This window comes from Sanguibacter sp. Z1732, from assembly GCF_051020515.1.
In the GTDB taxonomy this organism is placed as follows: domain Bacteria; phylum Actinomycetota; class Actinomycetes; order Actinomycetales; family Beutenbergiaceae; genus CALKWS01.
On the sequence record NZ_CP194857.1, the window covers coordinates 373,624 to 388,523 of the forward strand.

Consider the following 14,900-nt stretch of genomic DNA (forward strand, 5'->3'; position numbering starts at 1 on the left):
TTGACCGGTTGGTCACCCCGGGCGTTCAAGATTAGCCCCAATCCCCCTGCGCCATGATCTGGTCAGCGATGACCAAGTCGGTCCTAGTCGTGATCTTGATGTTGTAGTCTTCCCCGTGGATGATTTTCACCTTGTGCCCGGTGAACTCAGCCACAAGGTCGGCGTCATCGCTGACTCGTGCGTACCCCGATTCAAGTGCCTTCGCGTACGCCTCTTCAAGCAAATCACGCCGGAATACCTGCGGAGTCTGGCCCAGCCAACTGTGCGAGCGATCCAGGCTCCCGGTCACGTACTCGTCGTCGTCGACGAGTTTGAGTTGGACCACCGTCGGCGTACCGAGCATAGCGGCGCCATGAGTGACCCCGGCCTCTAATGCTCGGTCGATAAGTTCCGCGTTCACGAACGGCCGCACACCGTCATGGACCATCACGATAGAACTAGTGGCATCCAGGCCCAACTTGGCTGAGATGAATCGTTCCTCGCCGCCTCGAACAAGAGTAACGGGCAGTTTGGCTTGCTCGACCAAAATCTCGCGGTACGTGTCGTAGTATTCCTCGCTCACTGTGACGATCACTTCGTCGATCGCTGGATGTATAAACTCTCTCACCGTCTTCTCCAGCACCGTCACGCCAGCGAGTTTGACCAGGAGCTTGTTGCTCCCGAACCGCACGCCTCGTCCGGCGCACGTCACAATCGCAGAAACTTTGTGTGATTCATACATCAGCGTCTCGCTCCTCTCTCACCGTCCGCCGCCTTTCATCCGCGCCTATGAAGTCCCTGATCGCCGCAAGGGACTCCTCTGCAGTCATGAGGTACCCCGCTGGTCCCCCAAACAACGCCGAATGCTTCGTTCGCATGTCCCGCGTGTAATCCTCCCCCAGGGGCGCGTCAGGCAACTGGTCAGAGATGTCAACGCCGAACACCTCCCGGGCTACCGTGTCGCTCCTCAGTGCGGGCGTGGCGATATTGAGTGAGGTCAATCCATGGTCGAGGGCGATGGCGGTATCGTGCCAGGCTCTGCCCAGGTCGTAGTACTGGAAGCGCGAACGGGGCTTGATGTGCTCAACTCGGTAGTCATTCGCGAGGTCGTATACGACGCCCTTCTTGAGATTCTGGCCGTAAAGTTGCGGGAGCCGAAGGACCAGAGTCTCGAACCGCTCAGTCAGTTGTTGTTCAAGACGCGCGCGGTTCGCGCCGTAGGGGGTCAACCGATCGAATTCAATCGGGCTGTCTTCATCGGGCGACGTTCCTGCAGGGTAAACGCACACGGTCGAAACGAGCACAAGTCGATGAATCCGGGCTCCGGAGATCAGTCGGGCGATTTCCGTTATCTCCCGATGGTCCTGCTCTGGGTTGGCATTGATCCGATGGGAGTCGGCACGGCTCGCCGCGCTGACTACGAGGTCGTACTCCTTTCCCTCGATGTCGGGCAGGTTGGACGAGTTGTACAGGTCGTCAAACTCTTGGTGAGCCAGGAAGTTCGATCCGACGAACCCGGTGTAACCAATAAGCGCAGTCCTCAACCAAACTCTCCTCTGTCTTGCGGCCGATGCCTAGTCAACGTTCACTTGCGGTGGAACGTTGGTTCACCTCGCAGTGGGGTGCGTAGAACGAACTCGGCTATCTCGGCCCGCCTACCGAACCGAAAGGCCAGTTTGCGTCGACCGGGCACCGCGAGCACCTTGCCTTCGATCCAAGCGACACCACCCTCGGCCCGCACCCGCACGGGCCGGGTCAAGAGTCGCCTTACCAGGGTCCCAACGAGTGCAAGGCGTGCCAGTCGATCGGACAAGATGGCCCGCGCCAGCCGTTGGTTTCCCAGCACAGGGACCACCCTCCCGTGCGTCGATCCTTCGCCATCAATGTGAGCGCCGTCGATGGGCATCACAATCCGTACTGTCGACAGACCGGAGCGAGTCACGCGAGCAGATTCAGCATCTACCACCGAACTACGCACCAAACTCCGCAGTCCTTCTCCGATGTCGAGGCTCAACTGCCCGCCTTTGCCTCGGTAGGCGATCGCGACGTGCCCATCAATAATTGCCACGCTCGCGGGCTCGGCCATAACGACCCGTCGAATAGATTGGAGCCCATGGCTCGTACTGCGGGAATACACATCCCAGACGTCCGGGGTGAGTGCCTTCCCACCCGCGACTGTGCGGAAGTCGATTCTGGCTCGCGATTCAAGCACCAATCGCACCGGATCTCTGCCAGCCTCCTGTGGGATCTCGTCCTGCTTCTTGAGAGAGGTCTGAGTAGTCGAATGCGCCGACCACGTCAGTGTGTTGGATCGATCACGCAGGAGCACTGACGATTGGGCTCGGTCTAATGCCTCCGTGACATCAAGGATGTCATCCGGCAATGCCTCCCGGAGCGTACGCGACACGGAACGAAGATAGCGGTCGCCTTCACGATCAAAGAGTAGTGGCGACGAGTCAGGTCGCGTCCATTCTGTCTTCGTAGTCACGGCAAGTTCACCGCCGCGCCACTCAAGATCCTGGACGGCGCTCTTCGCCGACCATCCAGCGTCCAGAAGTCGCAACTCCTCGATCAGGCTCCAGCGCTCGTCCCGAATGAGGGCCGCTCGTGCCCTGGAGACGGGAGGGAGACGACGATCGAGCCGCTCGGGAACGTACCGATCCAGGATCTCCCGGGCCCGTCCCGCGGCATCCTCGATCCACTCCCCGTCCGCCCTACCCAACTCAGCCCACAACCGCCCGACTACTCGCGTGTTGTACACGTGCGCAGTAATCGCCTCTCGGGCGCCTGCATCCTCCTCGCCACTGAGCGTTTCTGCAATATAGGCGAAGAGAGACTGCAGTTTCTCCCAATACTCAGCATCTCGCGGACCGTAACTACTGGAGTTATTGCTAGCGGTCTCGATCCACAAGTAGACAGGCACATTGCCCAGGATTGATATGACGCGCGCATTGCGATAAGCTGCTACGTTGAAGTAGATATCTTCCCAGAGCATTCGGCGCCCTTCGGGGAACCTTATTCCGTGCTCACGAAGAAATGATGTCCGATAGAACTTGTGCGGCATCATCGGAAACAGTGACGCGATACCTTGTTTCGGGCGCGCATTCCCAATGTTCTTCGCGTAGTTCGTGATCCCCCAACCGATATCGTTTGTCTTTGTTTCTTTTGGGCTTAGGACGTCTGATTCGTGCTCCACGGCATACTCGTAGGATGCTCGCAGTCCGTCAGGGAAGAGAGCATCATCATGGTCCATGAAGAGGATGTACTCGCCCTCAGCCATGTCGATACCAATATTCCGTGGGCGGCTAGGCCAGCCAGAATTCTCGATTTGAGCGATGCGGACGTTGTCGTGATTTTTCCTGAGATGCTGCAATGTCGCCCAGGTATTATCTGGCGATCCATCATCCACGAAGATCACTTCGAAATCTCTCTGCGGCATTGTCTGCTGCTGGAGCGAGTTGACCACGCGGTCGAGGCCGTCCCCCGGGCGGTACGTTGGTACTACTACTGAGACCTTGGTCATCCGTCAGGGCTTCCGGGCATCCTCATCCGGAGGTGCTTCACCAGATCCTCGGGCATGCTCAAACACGGCGTCGTAGAGTTCGACGACGCGACGTTGCTCCCGGCGCATCGCATCGACTTCACGTCGCAACTCGCGGAGTTCGCGCTCGTACACCAGGATTCGCGGCCCGTTGTCCTCATACTCGGCGTCCCATCGCGTGATGGCCTCCAGGTTCTGGACCGTGCGGGGCGCAACCCGGCGGACCAGATTCGCCAGTTTCTGCTTCATCGTTCGTTCACTCCTCCTCCTCGTCGGTCATCGCCACAGCACGACGGTCTGCTGGGTTCGGCGCCCCCACTCGGTCTGGACCGGACGAGACCCTAAGGAGTACATGCTTAGTCCGAAGGATCTCGCCCGCCGATGCAGCGTTGCCAAGTCCAACTTCCATGTGTTTCGGGTTGACCGGATTGGCGGCACGGTGTTCGTCACTCAGAAATGTGAAGAACCCGCGTGTTCGCGGGTTCAAGGCCGCCCGCAGGAGGACAAATATGCTCTCCTGTCCATTTTGCGGAACGCAGTGAAGTAGGTCTCCACCGAAGAAGTACACGTCCTCGTTTGATTCCACAAGGTCTAGAGCAAGGCTGAGCACCGGATTGCGGTCGTTCGTATTCAGGTACTCGTACTGGACACCGGCAGGTTGAGTCATTCGAGCGAGCCGAAGAGCCTCGTAACTGTAGTCATAGCCCGTCACACGGTGCCCCGCCTCGGCGATTCGTTCGGTGAGCCTCCCGTCCCCGCAACCGAGGTCGATCACCCTTGAATCCGGCGGGACGTCAGCCAGGAACCGGTCCACGTCCTCATTGCCGTCTTCGGACGCCACGCGGCTTGGAAGTGCCTCGTAGTACTTCTCCCACCAAACACGCTGACGGTTGTAGACACCGAACTTGGTCTCGAACAGCCGAAGCGTCGCGGGCGGGGTCACGAACTTGAAACTAGGGTCCGGCACCCGCCAGTTCGGGCCGTAAGCGTAGACCAGCCACCCTTCGGGCCGCGCCGGTGCAGGAAACGAGACCCCGTTCAGGGTCATCGAACTCACCGGGACCAGATCCTGACGCGAGAGTTCCCCGCGCAGGGCAAATGGCTGGTTATACAGTCCCTCGTCGTAGAACCCGGTGAAGATATCGACATAGTGGTCAGTCGCCCCCTCGTGGTCGAAATACGTCACCTGCAGGTGGGCCAGGCTGTGCCGCACGACCGCCAGCCCGGCAGCCTGCAACTTGCGCTCCATCTCGTAACTGGCGAGGGAGACGTCAGCCAACGTCGGCTCATCACATAGCCATGCAAGGTCGATGTCGTCATCATGAGGCATCATCTGACCGTTACGAATCGCACCAAGAAGCGTCCCGCCGACGATGTAGACCGGGTATCCCCACGTCTCGAGCAGGTCTACGAGACCCCCTCGCACTCGTAACAAGCCGTTCCTGAACTCCGGGGGCATTGCCGTCCAACGTCGGCCCAAGTCGGTCCCATTTGTTCATGGCGAGCCAGCGTCCGCGAGCATCAGTTACGCGCACACGTCCCTCGCCTGGGAAGCGGACCGCCTTAGATGCCAGTTCGGCTCCGGTAGACGAATCCGTCACAGTCACCGTGGTCCGGCCCCTGAGGTAGGGGCGCAGGGCCTCGGGCCACGGGGCCACCCTTCGGCTGCCGATTAGGGCCGGCTTCAGGGCGGTCGACCAAACACGGTGCCCGTCGAAGTGGACGTCAACCGTAGCCTCGGCCCGACTGCCCCCGTCTTCCGTCAGTCGGAGGCCACGTCTCGACACGTGCAGCATCGGCGGCAACAGGGCTCCATTCATCCAAGGTGGGCAGGGAAGTTCCGCCGAGTCTAACCGCAGACCGGGGTCGTCACGGGGTGCCGATCTGTCCATAATGGGCCGAGCCATCGTGTTGCCACGACACCGAACCCACCGAGAGGCCCCACGTGCAGACCTTGCAGCACCTAGTGTTTCCCACGAATGGACCTCCAGGTGTCCTGCCCTTATACGTCGTCCCCGGCAACTCGGAGCCAACGGTCGAATCCGCTTACGAAGCAACTCTGGTGGCTGGCTCACACGTCTCCTTCGGCTCATACTTCAACGCCTTCCCAGCCAGTGTCTGGCGCCAACACACTGCGGTCGACACTGTGACCCTCGTCCTGACGCTCACTGGATCCGGTGAGATCACGCTCTATGGCTCTGACGCAAGCGGGCGGGCGACCGAACTTGCCTCGAGGTCGTGGCAGAACTCGGGCCGGACCGAGGCGGCCCATCTGTCCCTTGATGTTGCTCTTGAGGGATTCAACAATGGAGGTTGGTGCTGGTTCGAGTTGCAGCCGATCTCTACCTGTACCGTCTCGGGGTCCTGGGTCGTGGACCAGGATCCGCTACGAACTGGCAACGTCACCCTAGGCATTACCACGGTGAACAAGCCCGACTACTGTATTCGCACGCTGCAGACTCTCTGCGCAAGCCCGACCACGCGCGCCGTTGTCGATACGGTGTGCGTGATCGACCAGGGCACCGACAGAGTTGCTGACCAGGAGCCCTATAAGGAGTTGGCTGAGGCCTTCGGTCCCCAACTGAGGATCATTAGTCAGGAGAATCTCGGCGGTTCCGGAGGGTTTGCGAGAGCCGCGTCGGAGGCCTTGCTCAGTCCGCGCTCGAATGGCGTGCTCTTCCTCGACGACGACGTACGGATCGAAGCCGACAGCATCTTCCGCGCGCACCGTTTCGCCTCGTACTGTCATGAGCCGACCATCGTTGGCGGCCATATGCTTGATCTGCGCCATCCGACAGTCCTGCACTCGTGGTCGGAGATCGTGGACCAGGCGAACTTCATGTGGGGTCCCGCGGTGCCCGAAGCGGAGCGGCACGACCTCGCAGGGGGGGACCTCACCCAGGAGTCATGGCTACATGGCTACTCACACTCATCCCGCACCGACTACAACGGCTGGTGGATGTGCCTGATTCCGACTGACGTCCTCGACAAGGCCGGTCTTCCCGCACCGTTCTTTATCAAGTGGGACGATGCTGAGTACGGGCTTCGCGCAATGTCGCACGATGTGGCTACCGTAACGATGCCCGGTGTCGCTCTGTGGCACGTCAGTTGGCTGGACAAGAACGATTCGGTCGACTGGCAGGCATATTTCCACGCTCGAAACCGCCTGATCACGGCGCTCTTGCACGCCGAGCGCCCGCGCGGGGGCTTCCTTCTCCGTGACACCGGACGCCTCCACCTGAAGTTGCTGCTGTCAATGGAGTATTACGCCGTCAGTATCCGCAATCGAGCATTGGTCGACGTGCTCAATGGGCCGGGCACACTACATCGGAGCCTCTCGCAGTCGCTGCCTTCGCTGCGGGCCGCCGCGGAGGGCTATATCGAATCCACGTCGCGTCCGACAGGTCGCCCGCCGCGGAAGGTCGATGCCGACGACGGAGTTACTCAGGCGGGACCCTCCGGGCTGGCCCTGGCAAGGTTCACGCTCCGCGCAGTGGCTAGACAATTGCTGCGGCCGGTCCCGCGCCGCGCCACCCGCAAGCCTCAGCAGACGCTGAAGCACGCTGAAGCACACTGGTCAGTCCTGCCATGGCACGACTCGGTCCTGGTCGAGTCACGCGACGGCACTACAGCGAGATGGCTCCGTCGCGACCGCCGAGCATTCGTCAGTCTCTGGGTTCAGAGCCTTGTACTTCACCGACGAATCGCTCGTCGCTGGCCCCGGCTGCGGCAACTCTATAGACAAGAGTTTCCGGAAATGACCAGTCCATCGGTGTGGCGGGGTACCTTCGCTGCTGGCGATGTGTCGCCCAGCGCGAGCCAGTCAGCACGCGAGTGATCGAGGACACGGGGATCTACTCCGATTCCTCGGCGGACACCTTGTAGGCTCGACCGGCAGAATCCGCATCCTCGGTCACCGAGGATCACGTTGGGAAGGAGGCGCGGTGCCTGAAGACCGTCAGGGAACGGCATCGGGAATGCCCGACCATCGCCGCACCTCCGCATCTCTAGCACTTCTCGCCCAGCAGAGCGGGCTCTGGCAGATCGGCATCCGGCCACGGCTGGTCCCCTACTTGGGAGAACTCTGGAGGTTCCGTCAGTTCATCCGGGTGCTAGCCAGATCACGCGCCTACGCGGAGAACCAGAACTCATACCTCGGACAGTTGTGGGCGATCGTCACGCCGATCCTCAACGCCACGGTCTACGTGATCGTCTTCGGCCTGATCCTGAGTACGGACCGGGGCGTGGACAACGTGATCGCGTTCATCGTGATCGGTGTTTTCATGTTCAGGTTCTTTGAGCGGTCGGTCGTGGCGGGAGGAAAGTCCATCTCGGAGAAACTGGACCTGGTCCGGGCGCTGCACTTTCCACGCGCAGTGCTTCCCATCGCGGCCGTTGCCACTGAATTGGCAACCCTGATCCCCTCACTCCTCGTAATGGCGGCCATCATCCTTGTGACTGGCTTCCTACCCGGATACGAGTTCGTGTCGATCACTCCCGAGTGGCTCCTGCTACCCGTGATCGTGATCCTCTTCAGCATCTTCAACGCAGGCTGCGCCATGATTGCTGCCCGCATCGTTGCCGCCACCCCTGACATCATGAACGTCATTCAGTTCATCATGCGCTTCATCTTCTACGGCTCCGGCGTTCTGTTCAGCATCTCGCACTACGCGCCAGCCAGCCTTCTGCCGGCGATGAACCATCAACCTGTTGCGCTCTTTCTGAGTATGACTCGCCAGGCGCTGACCCAGGAGCCAACGATGCCGCTCGACTTCTCGCTCTACATCTGGGCGCTCGGGTGGGCCGCATTGTTCCTCATCGGTGGGTTCCTCTTCTTCTGGCGTGGGGAGGAACGATATGGCCGTGAATGAGAGCGAGGAGTTCGACTTCGAGATCGACACCGTCGATCTACCGGACGCCACCACGGGTCCAGTGCCGACGGGTCCACCATCGCTCATCATCGACAATCTGTTCGTCAACTACCGGGTCTTCGGTGCTCGCGCCATGGCGGGAGGTGCTCCTCCTCGTTCTGCGCTCTCGAGAGCGATCAGACGCTTGACGGAGGGGAACATTGCCTCTGTCGCCGAGGTGGAAGCAGTGCGTGGCGTCAGTTTGGTCGCCCACCAGGGCGAAGCGATTGGGATCATCGGCATTAACGGCTCCGGCAAGAGCACCCTCCTGCGGGCCGCAGCGGGTCTCATACCACCCACCCGTGGTGCAGTTTACGTCTCCAGCGAACCATCCCTCCTCGGCGTCAATGCCGTCCTGATGCGTCAATTGAGCGGTGAGCGCAATATTCTGATCGGTGGGCTAGCTCTAGGTCTTAGCCTCAAGGAGATACGTGAGAAATTCGATGAGATCGTCGAATTTGCTGGCCTAGGCGAATTCGTCTACATGCCGATGAAGGCATACTCATCAGGAATGGCCGCGCGGTTGAGGTTCGCCATCTCATCCGTAGCCACGCCCGACATCCTCATGATCGACGAGGCCCTGGCGACCGGCGACGCGGACTTCAGACAGAAGAGCAAGGATCGTATCGAGAAGATCCGTGAGCAGGCGGGCACCATCTTTCTCGTAAGCCACTCGCTTGAGACAATCAAACGGATGTGCTCACGTGTCATTTGGTTGCACAAAGGCCTCCTCTTAAAGGACGGCGACCCTGAGGAGGTCACGGAGGCTTACCGCTCTTATATCCGAGCCATCCGTGCTGCGAAGGCCTCGGGCGAACCGATACCAGACCCCCCAGGCGCGGCCGAATTCCACCTCGCTCAAGAGGATATCCAGAGATTGGACGACAATGTCTGATGATCGCAGACCCCGAGTTCTACTCGTGGGTGCGTATGAGCGCGACAACTTCGGCGATCTGCTCTTCCTGATTCAGACCGAGAACTACCTGACCGGAGCGGATGTGACCGCCGCCGCCCCATTTCCCAGCGACATGAGTACGCTGCTCGACCGCAAGATTCCGGCCTTCGGAAAACTCCTCGAGTCAGAGCAGTTCGACCACATCTGGACTGTCGGTGGTGAGGTAGGCGCGACCAGTTTTATGACGGCCTTCAGGATGTCGGTCCCGCCGGCAATACTGAAGACCTACCGTGCAGCCTCGCATTCTGAGAAGAAGAGGATTATCGATTCTGTTTGCGGCAGCACGCCGATCGACTCTCCCTACATCCCTCGTCCAACCGCCTACCCCCTGAACGCCTCGGCATCATTGACCTTGAACTCGGTGGGATTCGTCGGTGCGCCCAACGTGCCCCGCGACCGGTTGGAGACCATCATGGCCCTGGTTCGCGAAGCAGATCGTATCTCTGTGCGCGACGACGGCTCGAGTGAATTCTTCACCGCACAGGGCATTGAGCACACCGTCGCGCCGGATCTTGTGCATACGATCGCGCTGACCCGTCCGAGGCAAAGGACCCCCGAGTCCCGACACAGTGCTGGTCCAGGTTTCCGATGACCACTTGAAAAGGCACGGCTATGAAGCCCATGCAGAGGCACTTGCCCGGAGCAAGAGTCTCGCTCCGTACCGGATTCGCTTCTTCATTGCCGGCACCGCCCCTGGTCATGACTCGGCGGCCTCTTACGAACGCTTGATCGCCCATATGCGCAAGATTGCGCCTGAGCGTGAGATCGATATATCCACCGCGCGCCGCCCGTTGGACCTCGTTGATGAGATCGCGTCGGCTCGGCTGTGGATCGGTCTGTCCTTGCATGGCCGCATTGTCTCCTCCGCGTACGACGTTCCGCGGATCAGTCTGACGAAACGGAAGCTGAACTCCTACTCCGCCACGTGGGATCCCCACATGCCCTATGACGTCACGCCGGACCGGCTCGACGACGCGGTGGCGCAAGCACTCGATCCCGTGACGATGAAGGAATCTGCAGGAATCGGACTGGATCTCGCGCATCGCGCCAAACACAACATCGAGTCCGCGGTCAGCGAGATGCTTGGGTCGGATCCCGACGAGCGGACCCGTCGCCGCTTCGCTCAGGTCGAGCGGCGGCGGCAACACCTTGCCCATGACTTGGCCAGCCGCGACACGGAGATCGCTGTGTTGCGTCGGGAGTTGGAGACCACTAATGCCCATCTGGCTGATCTTCGAAAGGCTCCTGGTGCACTGGGCCGAGCCACGTACCGCGGCCTCAATGCCGTTAAGAACCGCCTGAAGAAGTCGGACTGATACCGCTTCACAGTCAACCGCCGGAGAATCTCTCGCGCAGGTGATTGTCCACCATCGATAATGCAGATCCTATCGCCATGTGCATATCAAGATATTGGTAGGTCCCCAGTCGGCCACCGAAGAACACGCCCTGCTCCGATTCGGCGAGTTTCCGATAGTCGAGGAGGCGTGCACGGTCCTGTGCGGTATTGATCGGGTAATAGGGCTCGTCATGACGCTCCGCAAAGCGTGAATACTCGCGCATGATCACCGTGCGGTCACGCGGATAGTCGCGTTCCGGGTGGAAGTGGCGAAACTCGTGAATACGCGTGTACGGGACGTCCTCGTCAGCGTAGTTCATCACCGATGTGCCTTGGAAGTCGCCGACGTACAGGACTTCCTGTTCGAAATCGAGGGTACGCCAACTGAGTTCTCCGTGATCGTAATCGAAGTACTTGTCTACCGGTCCGGTATAGATGACGGGGACTTGACCGACCGTTCGCGCCTTGGAGAACTCGTGGGTGTCGTCGAAGAAGTCCGTGTTCAACTGCACGTCGATCTTTGGGTGGTCTGCCATCCGTTCTAGCCAGGCGGTGTATCCATCGACTGGAAGTCCCTCATAGGTGTCGCTGAAGTACCGGTTATTATAGGTGTACCGCACCGGAAGACGCGAAATAATCGCAGCCGGTAATTCGGTAGGATCCGTCTGCCACTGCTTCGCCGTATAACCCCGGATGAACGCCTCATACAAGGGTCGCCCAATGAGGGAGATTCCCTTCTCGTCAAGGTTCTCGGGCTTCCGGTCCCCCAGTTCCGCGGCTTGATCGCGAAGAAGTTCGCGTGCCGAGTCCGGGCTGTGTGCGGCGCGGAAGAACTGGTTGATGGTGCCCAGGTTAATCGGCATCGGATACACCTCACCGCGGTGCGTCGTGTAGACATGGTGCACGTAGTCAGTGAACGCGGTAAACCTGTTGACGTACTCCCAGATCCGTTCGTTCGAAGTGTGGAAGAGATGTGCGCCGTACCGGTGCACCTCGATTCCCGTGCTCTCCTCGGCTTCGGAGTACGCGTTTCCGCCGATGTGTGGTCGCCGGTCGATCACCTTCACCCGCAACCCAAATTCTCTGGCACATCGTTCGGCAACGGTGAGTCCGAAGAACCCGGATCCCACCACCAGGAGGTCGGTGGTCATAGCGTCTCCTATCATTGAACCGGCAAGTACTTCAGTGGCGAGCGATCAGTGCGGGGTATGCCCACCTGCGTATGGCATCCGGGACCAGCCGGTAACCCGTGCGCTGGGCAATGTTGCGCACCATTTGCGCTCTGGAGGTAAGACCGAGACGGCGTAGGCGCCTTTGGAGGACCCAATCCGAACGGAGGGGCTGCCATCCACCCCGACGCGCGAAGAGTTCGTCGCCCGTGCGGTAGCGCACCAGCGCCTCGCGGACATTTCTTGCCGTGGCACCGGCAGCGAGCATCCGCGCGAACAGCCAGTAGTCCTCCATGAACGGGAGGTCCTCGTAGCCGCCGGCCGCCATGACCGCCGATCGCCGGAAGACCACCGTGGGGTGGTTAAACGGGTTGTGGAAGGAGGCGTACCGCAGAATCGCCGCGGTACTTTCCGGTCGGGGACGAATAGGCCCGAGAGACCCGTCCGCGCTATCGAACTCCTGCATCGCACTTCCCACTAGGTCCAGTCCGTCCGCCACAAGCGGCACCTGGACAGCGAATCGGCTCGGCACCGAGATGTCGTCGGCATCGGCTCTGGCTATCACGTCGTACGAACACCGCTGAAGACCTGCCTGCAAGGCAGCCGCCAGGCGAACATTCGTCGGCAGTTCGTGATGGAGAACCGGGACATGGCGCTGCGCGGTGGCGCTCCTGATCGCCTCCGCGAGGGCGCCGGGCACCGGCCCGTCCTGTACGAGGATGACTTCGCTGGGGCGCAACTCCTGCTCCACGGTGGCTGAATCAAAGGCCCGCAGGAAGTGATCGGCGCGGTCGCCAGCGTAGACAGGCAGTAGCACACTGAACTGCAGATCCCGGCTCATACCTGTGCGGATCCCGCGGCGGCGCGCTCAACCAACCGAACGTCATCGGTCACCTCGCCCATCCCATCGAGGACGGTTGCGGTCGGTTTCGGAGATGTCGTGATCCCCTTCCAGAAGCCACGAATACCGGACTTCACCACAGCCGCTCGCTGCGGCGCAAACAACAACGTCCGTACCCAACCAACAGCAGCAGATCCGCCGTACAGTAGGCGCTCCCAAACCCGCAGGCCGGGGGAGCGAGTCAGCAACCAGATCTTGTTACGCACCTCGTAGTAGAAGCGCTGGCCCGGGTTGTTCTGCCAGGAGGCGAACTCAGCGGTGCGATGCTCCACCACGCTCCCGGCCACCTGTAATCCCACACCCTCCCGCAGCAACCTGCTGGAGTACTCGGTGTCGTCACCCCAGATGAAGTAGTCCGCAAGTGGTAAACCGTGCCGGCGAGCCTCTTGCCCGCGGATCAGGATCGAGACGAAGGATGCTGTTCGGATCACCCGCGAATTCGCGGCAGCGGCGTTCCGTCGGTCCGTCGCCGGACCCCCGACTCGCTCGCGCGAGACGTTCATCGGGTGCACACGACCGTCGGTCCAGACCGCCCTGCTACTGAGGACACTCAGGTCACGCGGAAAGGCCAGGGATACCTTGAGTAGTTCCTCGAGGGCCCCGGGTCCGGGGATCGTGTCATCGTCCATCAGCCACAACCAGTCAGGCGAGTGGCGCGCTAGGGCTCGCGCCATTCCGGCGGCGAACCCGCCGGCTCCGCCGACGTTACGAGGCAAGGTCATGACATCTGCACCCAGGCGATGGGACCGAGCCACCTCGCCTGAGCCGTCGGTCGAGTTGTTATCGATGACGACGACGGCAGCCGGGCCAACCCGCTGCTCAGCCAGTGCGTCCAAGCAGTGGCGCAGCAGTTCAGCGCGGTTGTAAGTAACCACGACGGCCGCCACACGCGGTGTTCGTTCCGAGGACGTGCGCCGGACGATACCCTCCGGGGGCAGGTGCACCACCGGATCTGCCCTCCGTCCGGACTTCCGGTACCAGCGCACCGTGCGCCGCAGTCCTTCCGTCAGGGATACCGACGGCGCAAAGCCCGTCTGGCGAATGCGTTCTGCGGCGAACCTGGTTTCCATGCCGGCAAGTTTCCTGATCCGCTCGGACGTGATCGGGAGGTTTCGCCCGGTAACCCGTGCCACGAGGTCGAACGGGCTAGCGGCAAGGACGGTCAGGCCCAGCGGGAGCCACAGTCGCGGCTGGCGCCGACCCAACTCTGCATAGATCCGGCCAACCACCTCGCGGGAGGTCAAATCGGGCTCATCGACGTAGTTGTAGACCTCGAACGGGCCCGTATCTTCCTGTGGTGGGGCGCCCCAGAGGTGCTGGACGGCGGCGACGAGATTCTCGACGTAGCACATCGACTTGCGGTTAGCACCGGATCCCACTGGGAGAAAAGTTCGCCGATGAATCTGCTGAATAAGACGGAAGACATTCGCGAAATTCCCCGGCCCGAACACCACAGCCGGGCGGATTATCAAGGCACGACGCCCCTCGACAGTTGACTCCCATTCCAGGTAGATCTGTTCGGCACCGAGTTTGGTTCGCCCATAGTCGTTGACTGGAGCCGGGACAGAGTGCTCGTCCGGCACCCCGTCCTGCACACCATAGACAGCAACGGTGGAGAAGAAGCACAGATTGGTGATGTCGTGGTGCTCCATCGCAGCGCAGACCGAACGGGCGCCTCCAATGTTCACTGATTCGAAGGTGCCGCTATCGATCCCGAAGTCATGGTGAGCCGCCGCAAGGTTGAGAACCGCAGTGCACCCTGTCATGGCTTCGGTCAGCGCTGTGGTGTCGCGGACGTCGCCGATAAAGGTGTCCTCCCCGGACGGATCTGGGAAGAGGTCGAACCGCACGAAATCGATGCCGGCGGAACTCAACGCCTGTTGCACATAGACCCCCACAAAGCCCGAACTGCCAACCACGAGAACGCGATCTTGAGGGCCCAAGACGTTGCTCACCGTATACATCCTCTCCGTCGACCAACGTTCCCTACCCGCTCACGTGCGTCCGTGTCGCATCGAACCACCGCCCCGCTGCCTAACGTACGGTCGCGCTGCACTCGCTTGACAGGTACCCATTGTGCTGGCTGCGCCTAACTACGCCAAAACCTGC

The 14,900-nt window shown here is 60.9% G+C and carries 13 protein-coding genes; 5 read left to right on the forward strand and 8 right to left on the reverse strand.

Going from position 1 to position 14,900, the window contains the following annotated elements; all coding sequences use genetic code 11:
* Nucleotides 1-31 precede the first annotated feature (31 nt).
* From ACRRRO_RS02165 to ACRRRO_RS02185, 5 genes are read right to left on the reverse strand one after another with little or no spacing between them, the layout of a single operon-like run.
* Nucleotides 32-721, reverse strand: coding sequence for an IspD/TarI family cytidylyltransferase (locus ACRRRO_RS02165; protein WP_434081021.1), 690 nt, complete (start codon nucleotides 719-721; stop codon nucleotides 32-34).
* A complete protein-coding gene (locus tag ACRRRO_RS02170) occupies nucleotides 714-1,523 on the reverse strand; it encodes an NAD-dependent epimerase/dehydratase family protein (protein ID WP_434081022.1) in 810 nt (269 codons plus the stop codon). Before ACRRRO_RS02170 ends, ACRRRO_RS02165 begins: the two co-directional genes overlap by 8 nt.
* Before the next feature lie 41 nt (nucleotides 1,524-1,564).
* On the reverse strand, nucleotides 1,565-3,502 hold the full coding sequence (locus tag ACRRRO_RS02175; protein ID WP_434081023.1) for a glycosyltransferase family 2 protein: 1,938 nt from the start codon (nucleotides 3,500-3,502) through the stop codon (nucleotides 1,565-1,567).
* A gap of 3 nt (nucleotides 3,503-3,505) precedes the next feature.
* The gene (locus ACRRRO_RS02180; RefSeq protein ID WP_434081024.1) at nucleotides 3,506-3,769 is read right to left on the reverse strand and encodes a hypothetical protein; all 264 of its coding nucleotides are present in this window, start codon (nucleotides 3,767-3,769) and stop codon (nucleotides 3,506-3,508) included.
* A 7-nt stretch (nucleotides 3,770-3,776) separates the two neighbouring features.
* Nucleotides 3,777-4,979 (reverse strand): methyltransferase domain-containing protein, encoded by a 1,203-nt coding sequence (locus tag ACRRRO_RS02185; RefSeq protein WP_434081025.1) that lies wholly within the window; start codon nucleotides 4,977-4,979, stop codon nucleotides 3,777-3,779.
* Between the two features lie 507 nt (nucleotides 4,980-5,486).
* Here ACRRRO_RS02185 and ACRRRO_RS02190 point away from each other — a divergent pair.
* The 5 genes from ACRRRO_RS02190 to ACRRRO_RS02210 all read left to right on the forward strand — a co-directional run bounded on the left by ACRRRO_RS02190 (nucleotide 5,487) and on the right by ACRRRO_RS02210 (nucleotide 10,701).
* On the forward strand, nucleotides 5,487-7,358 hold the full coding sequence (locus ACRRRO_RS02190) for a glycosyltransferase (protein ID WP_434081541.1): 1,872 nt from the start codon (nucleotides 5,487-5,489) through the stop codon (nucleotides 7,356-7,358).
* 106 nt (nucleotides 7,359-7,464) lie between these two features.
* Nucleotides 7,465-8,391, forward strand: a complete 927-nt coding sequence (locus ACRRRO_RS02195; RefSeq protein ID WP_424788201.1) for an ABC transporter permease — start codon at nucleotides 7,465-7,467, stop codon at nucleotides 8,389-8,391.
* On the forward strand, nucleotides 8,384-9,325 hold the full coding sequence (locus ACRRRO_RS02200) for an ABC transporter ATP-binding protein (RefSeq protein WP_434081026.1): 942 nt from the start codon (nucleotides 8,384-8,386) through the stop codon (nucleotides 9,323-9,325). Before ACRRRO_RS02195 ends, ACRRRO_RS02200 begins: the two co-directional genes overlap by 8 nt.
* Before the next feature lie 25 nt (nucleotides 9,326-9,350).
* Entirely contained in the window at nucleotides 9,351-9,977 is a 627-nt protein-coding gene (locus tag ACRRRO_RS02205) for a hypothetical protein (protein WP_434081027.1), read from the forward strand.
* Entirely contained in the window at nucleotides 9,955-10,701 is a 747-nt protein-coding gene (locus ACRRRO_RS02210) for a hypothetical protein (protein ID WP_434081028.1), read from the forward strand. The genes ACRRRO_RS02205 and ACRRRO_RS02210 overlap by 23 nt, the downstream gene beginning before the upstream one ends.
* Nucleotides 10,702-10,714: 13 nt before the next feature.
* On the opposite strand, the gene glf is transcribed toward ACRRRO_RS02210, so the two are convergent.
* From glf to ACRRRO_RS02225, 3 genes are read right to left on the reverse strand one after another with little or no spacing between them, the layout of a single operon-like run.
* On the reverse strand, nucleotides 10,715-11,872 hold the full coding sequence (gene glf / locus ACRRRO_RS02215; RefSeq protein WP_434081029.1) for a UDP-galactopyranose mutase: 1,158 nt from the start codon (nucleotides 11,870-11,872) through the stop codon (nucleotides 10,715-10,717).
* 31 nt (nucleotides 11,873-11,903) lie between these two features.
* Complete coding sequence (locus ACRRRO_RS02220) at nucleotides 11,904-12,731, reverse strand: glycosyltransferase (RefSeq protein WP_424797991.1); 828 nt, start codon at nucleotides 12,729-12,731, stop codon at nucleotides 11,904-11,906.
* Complete coding sequence (locus tag ACRRRO_RS02225) at nucleotides 12,728-14,746, reverse strand: NAD-dependent epimerase/dehydratase family protein (protein ID WP_424797990.1); 2,019 nt, start codon at nucleotides 14,744-14,746, stop codon at nucleotides 12,728-12,730. Before ACRRRO_RS02225 ends, ACRRRO_RS02220 begins: the two co-directional genes overlap by 4 nt.
* Nucleotides 14,747-14,900 lie beyond the last annotated feature (154 nt).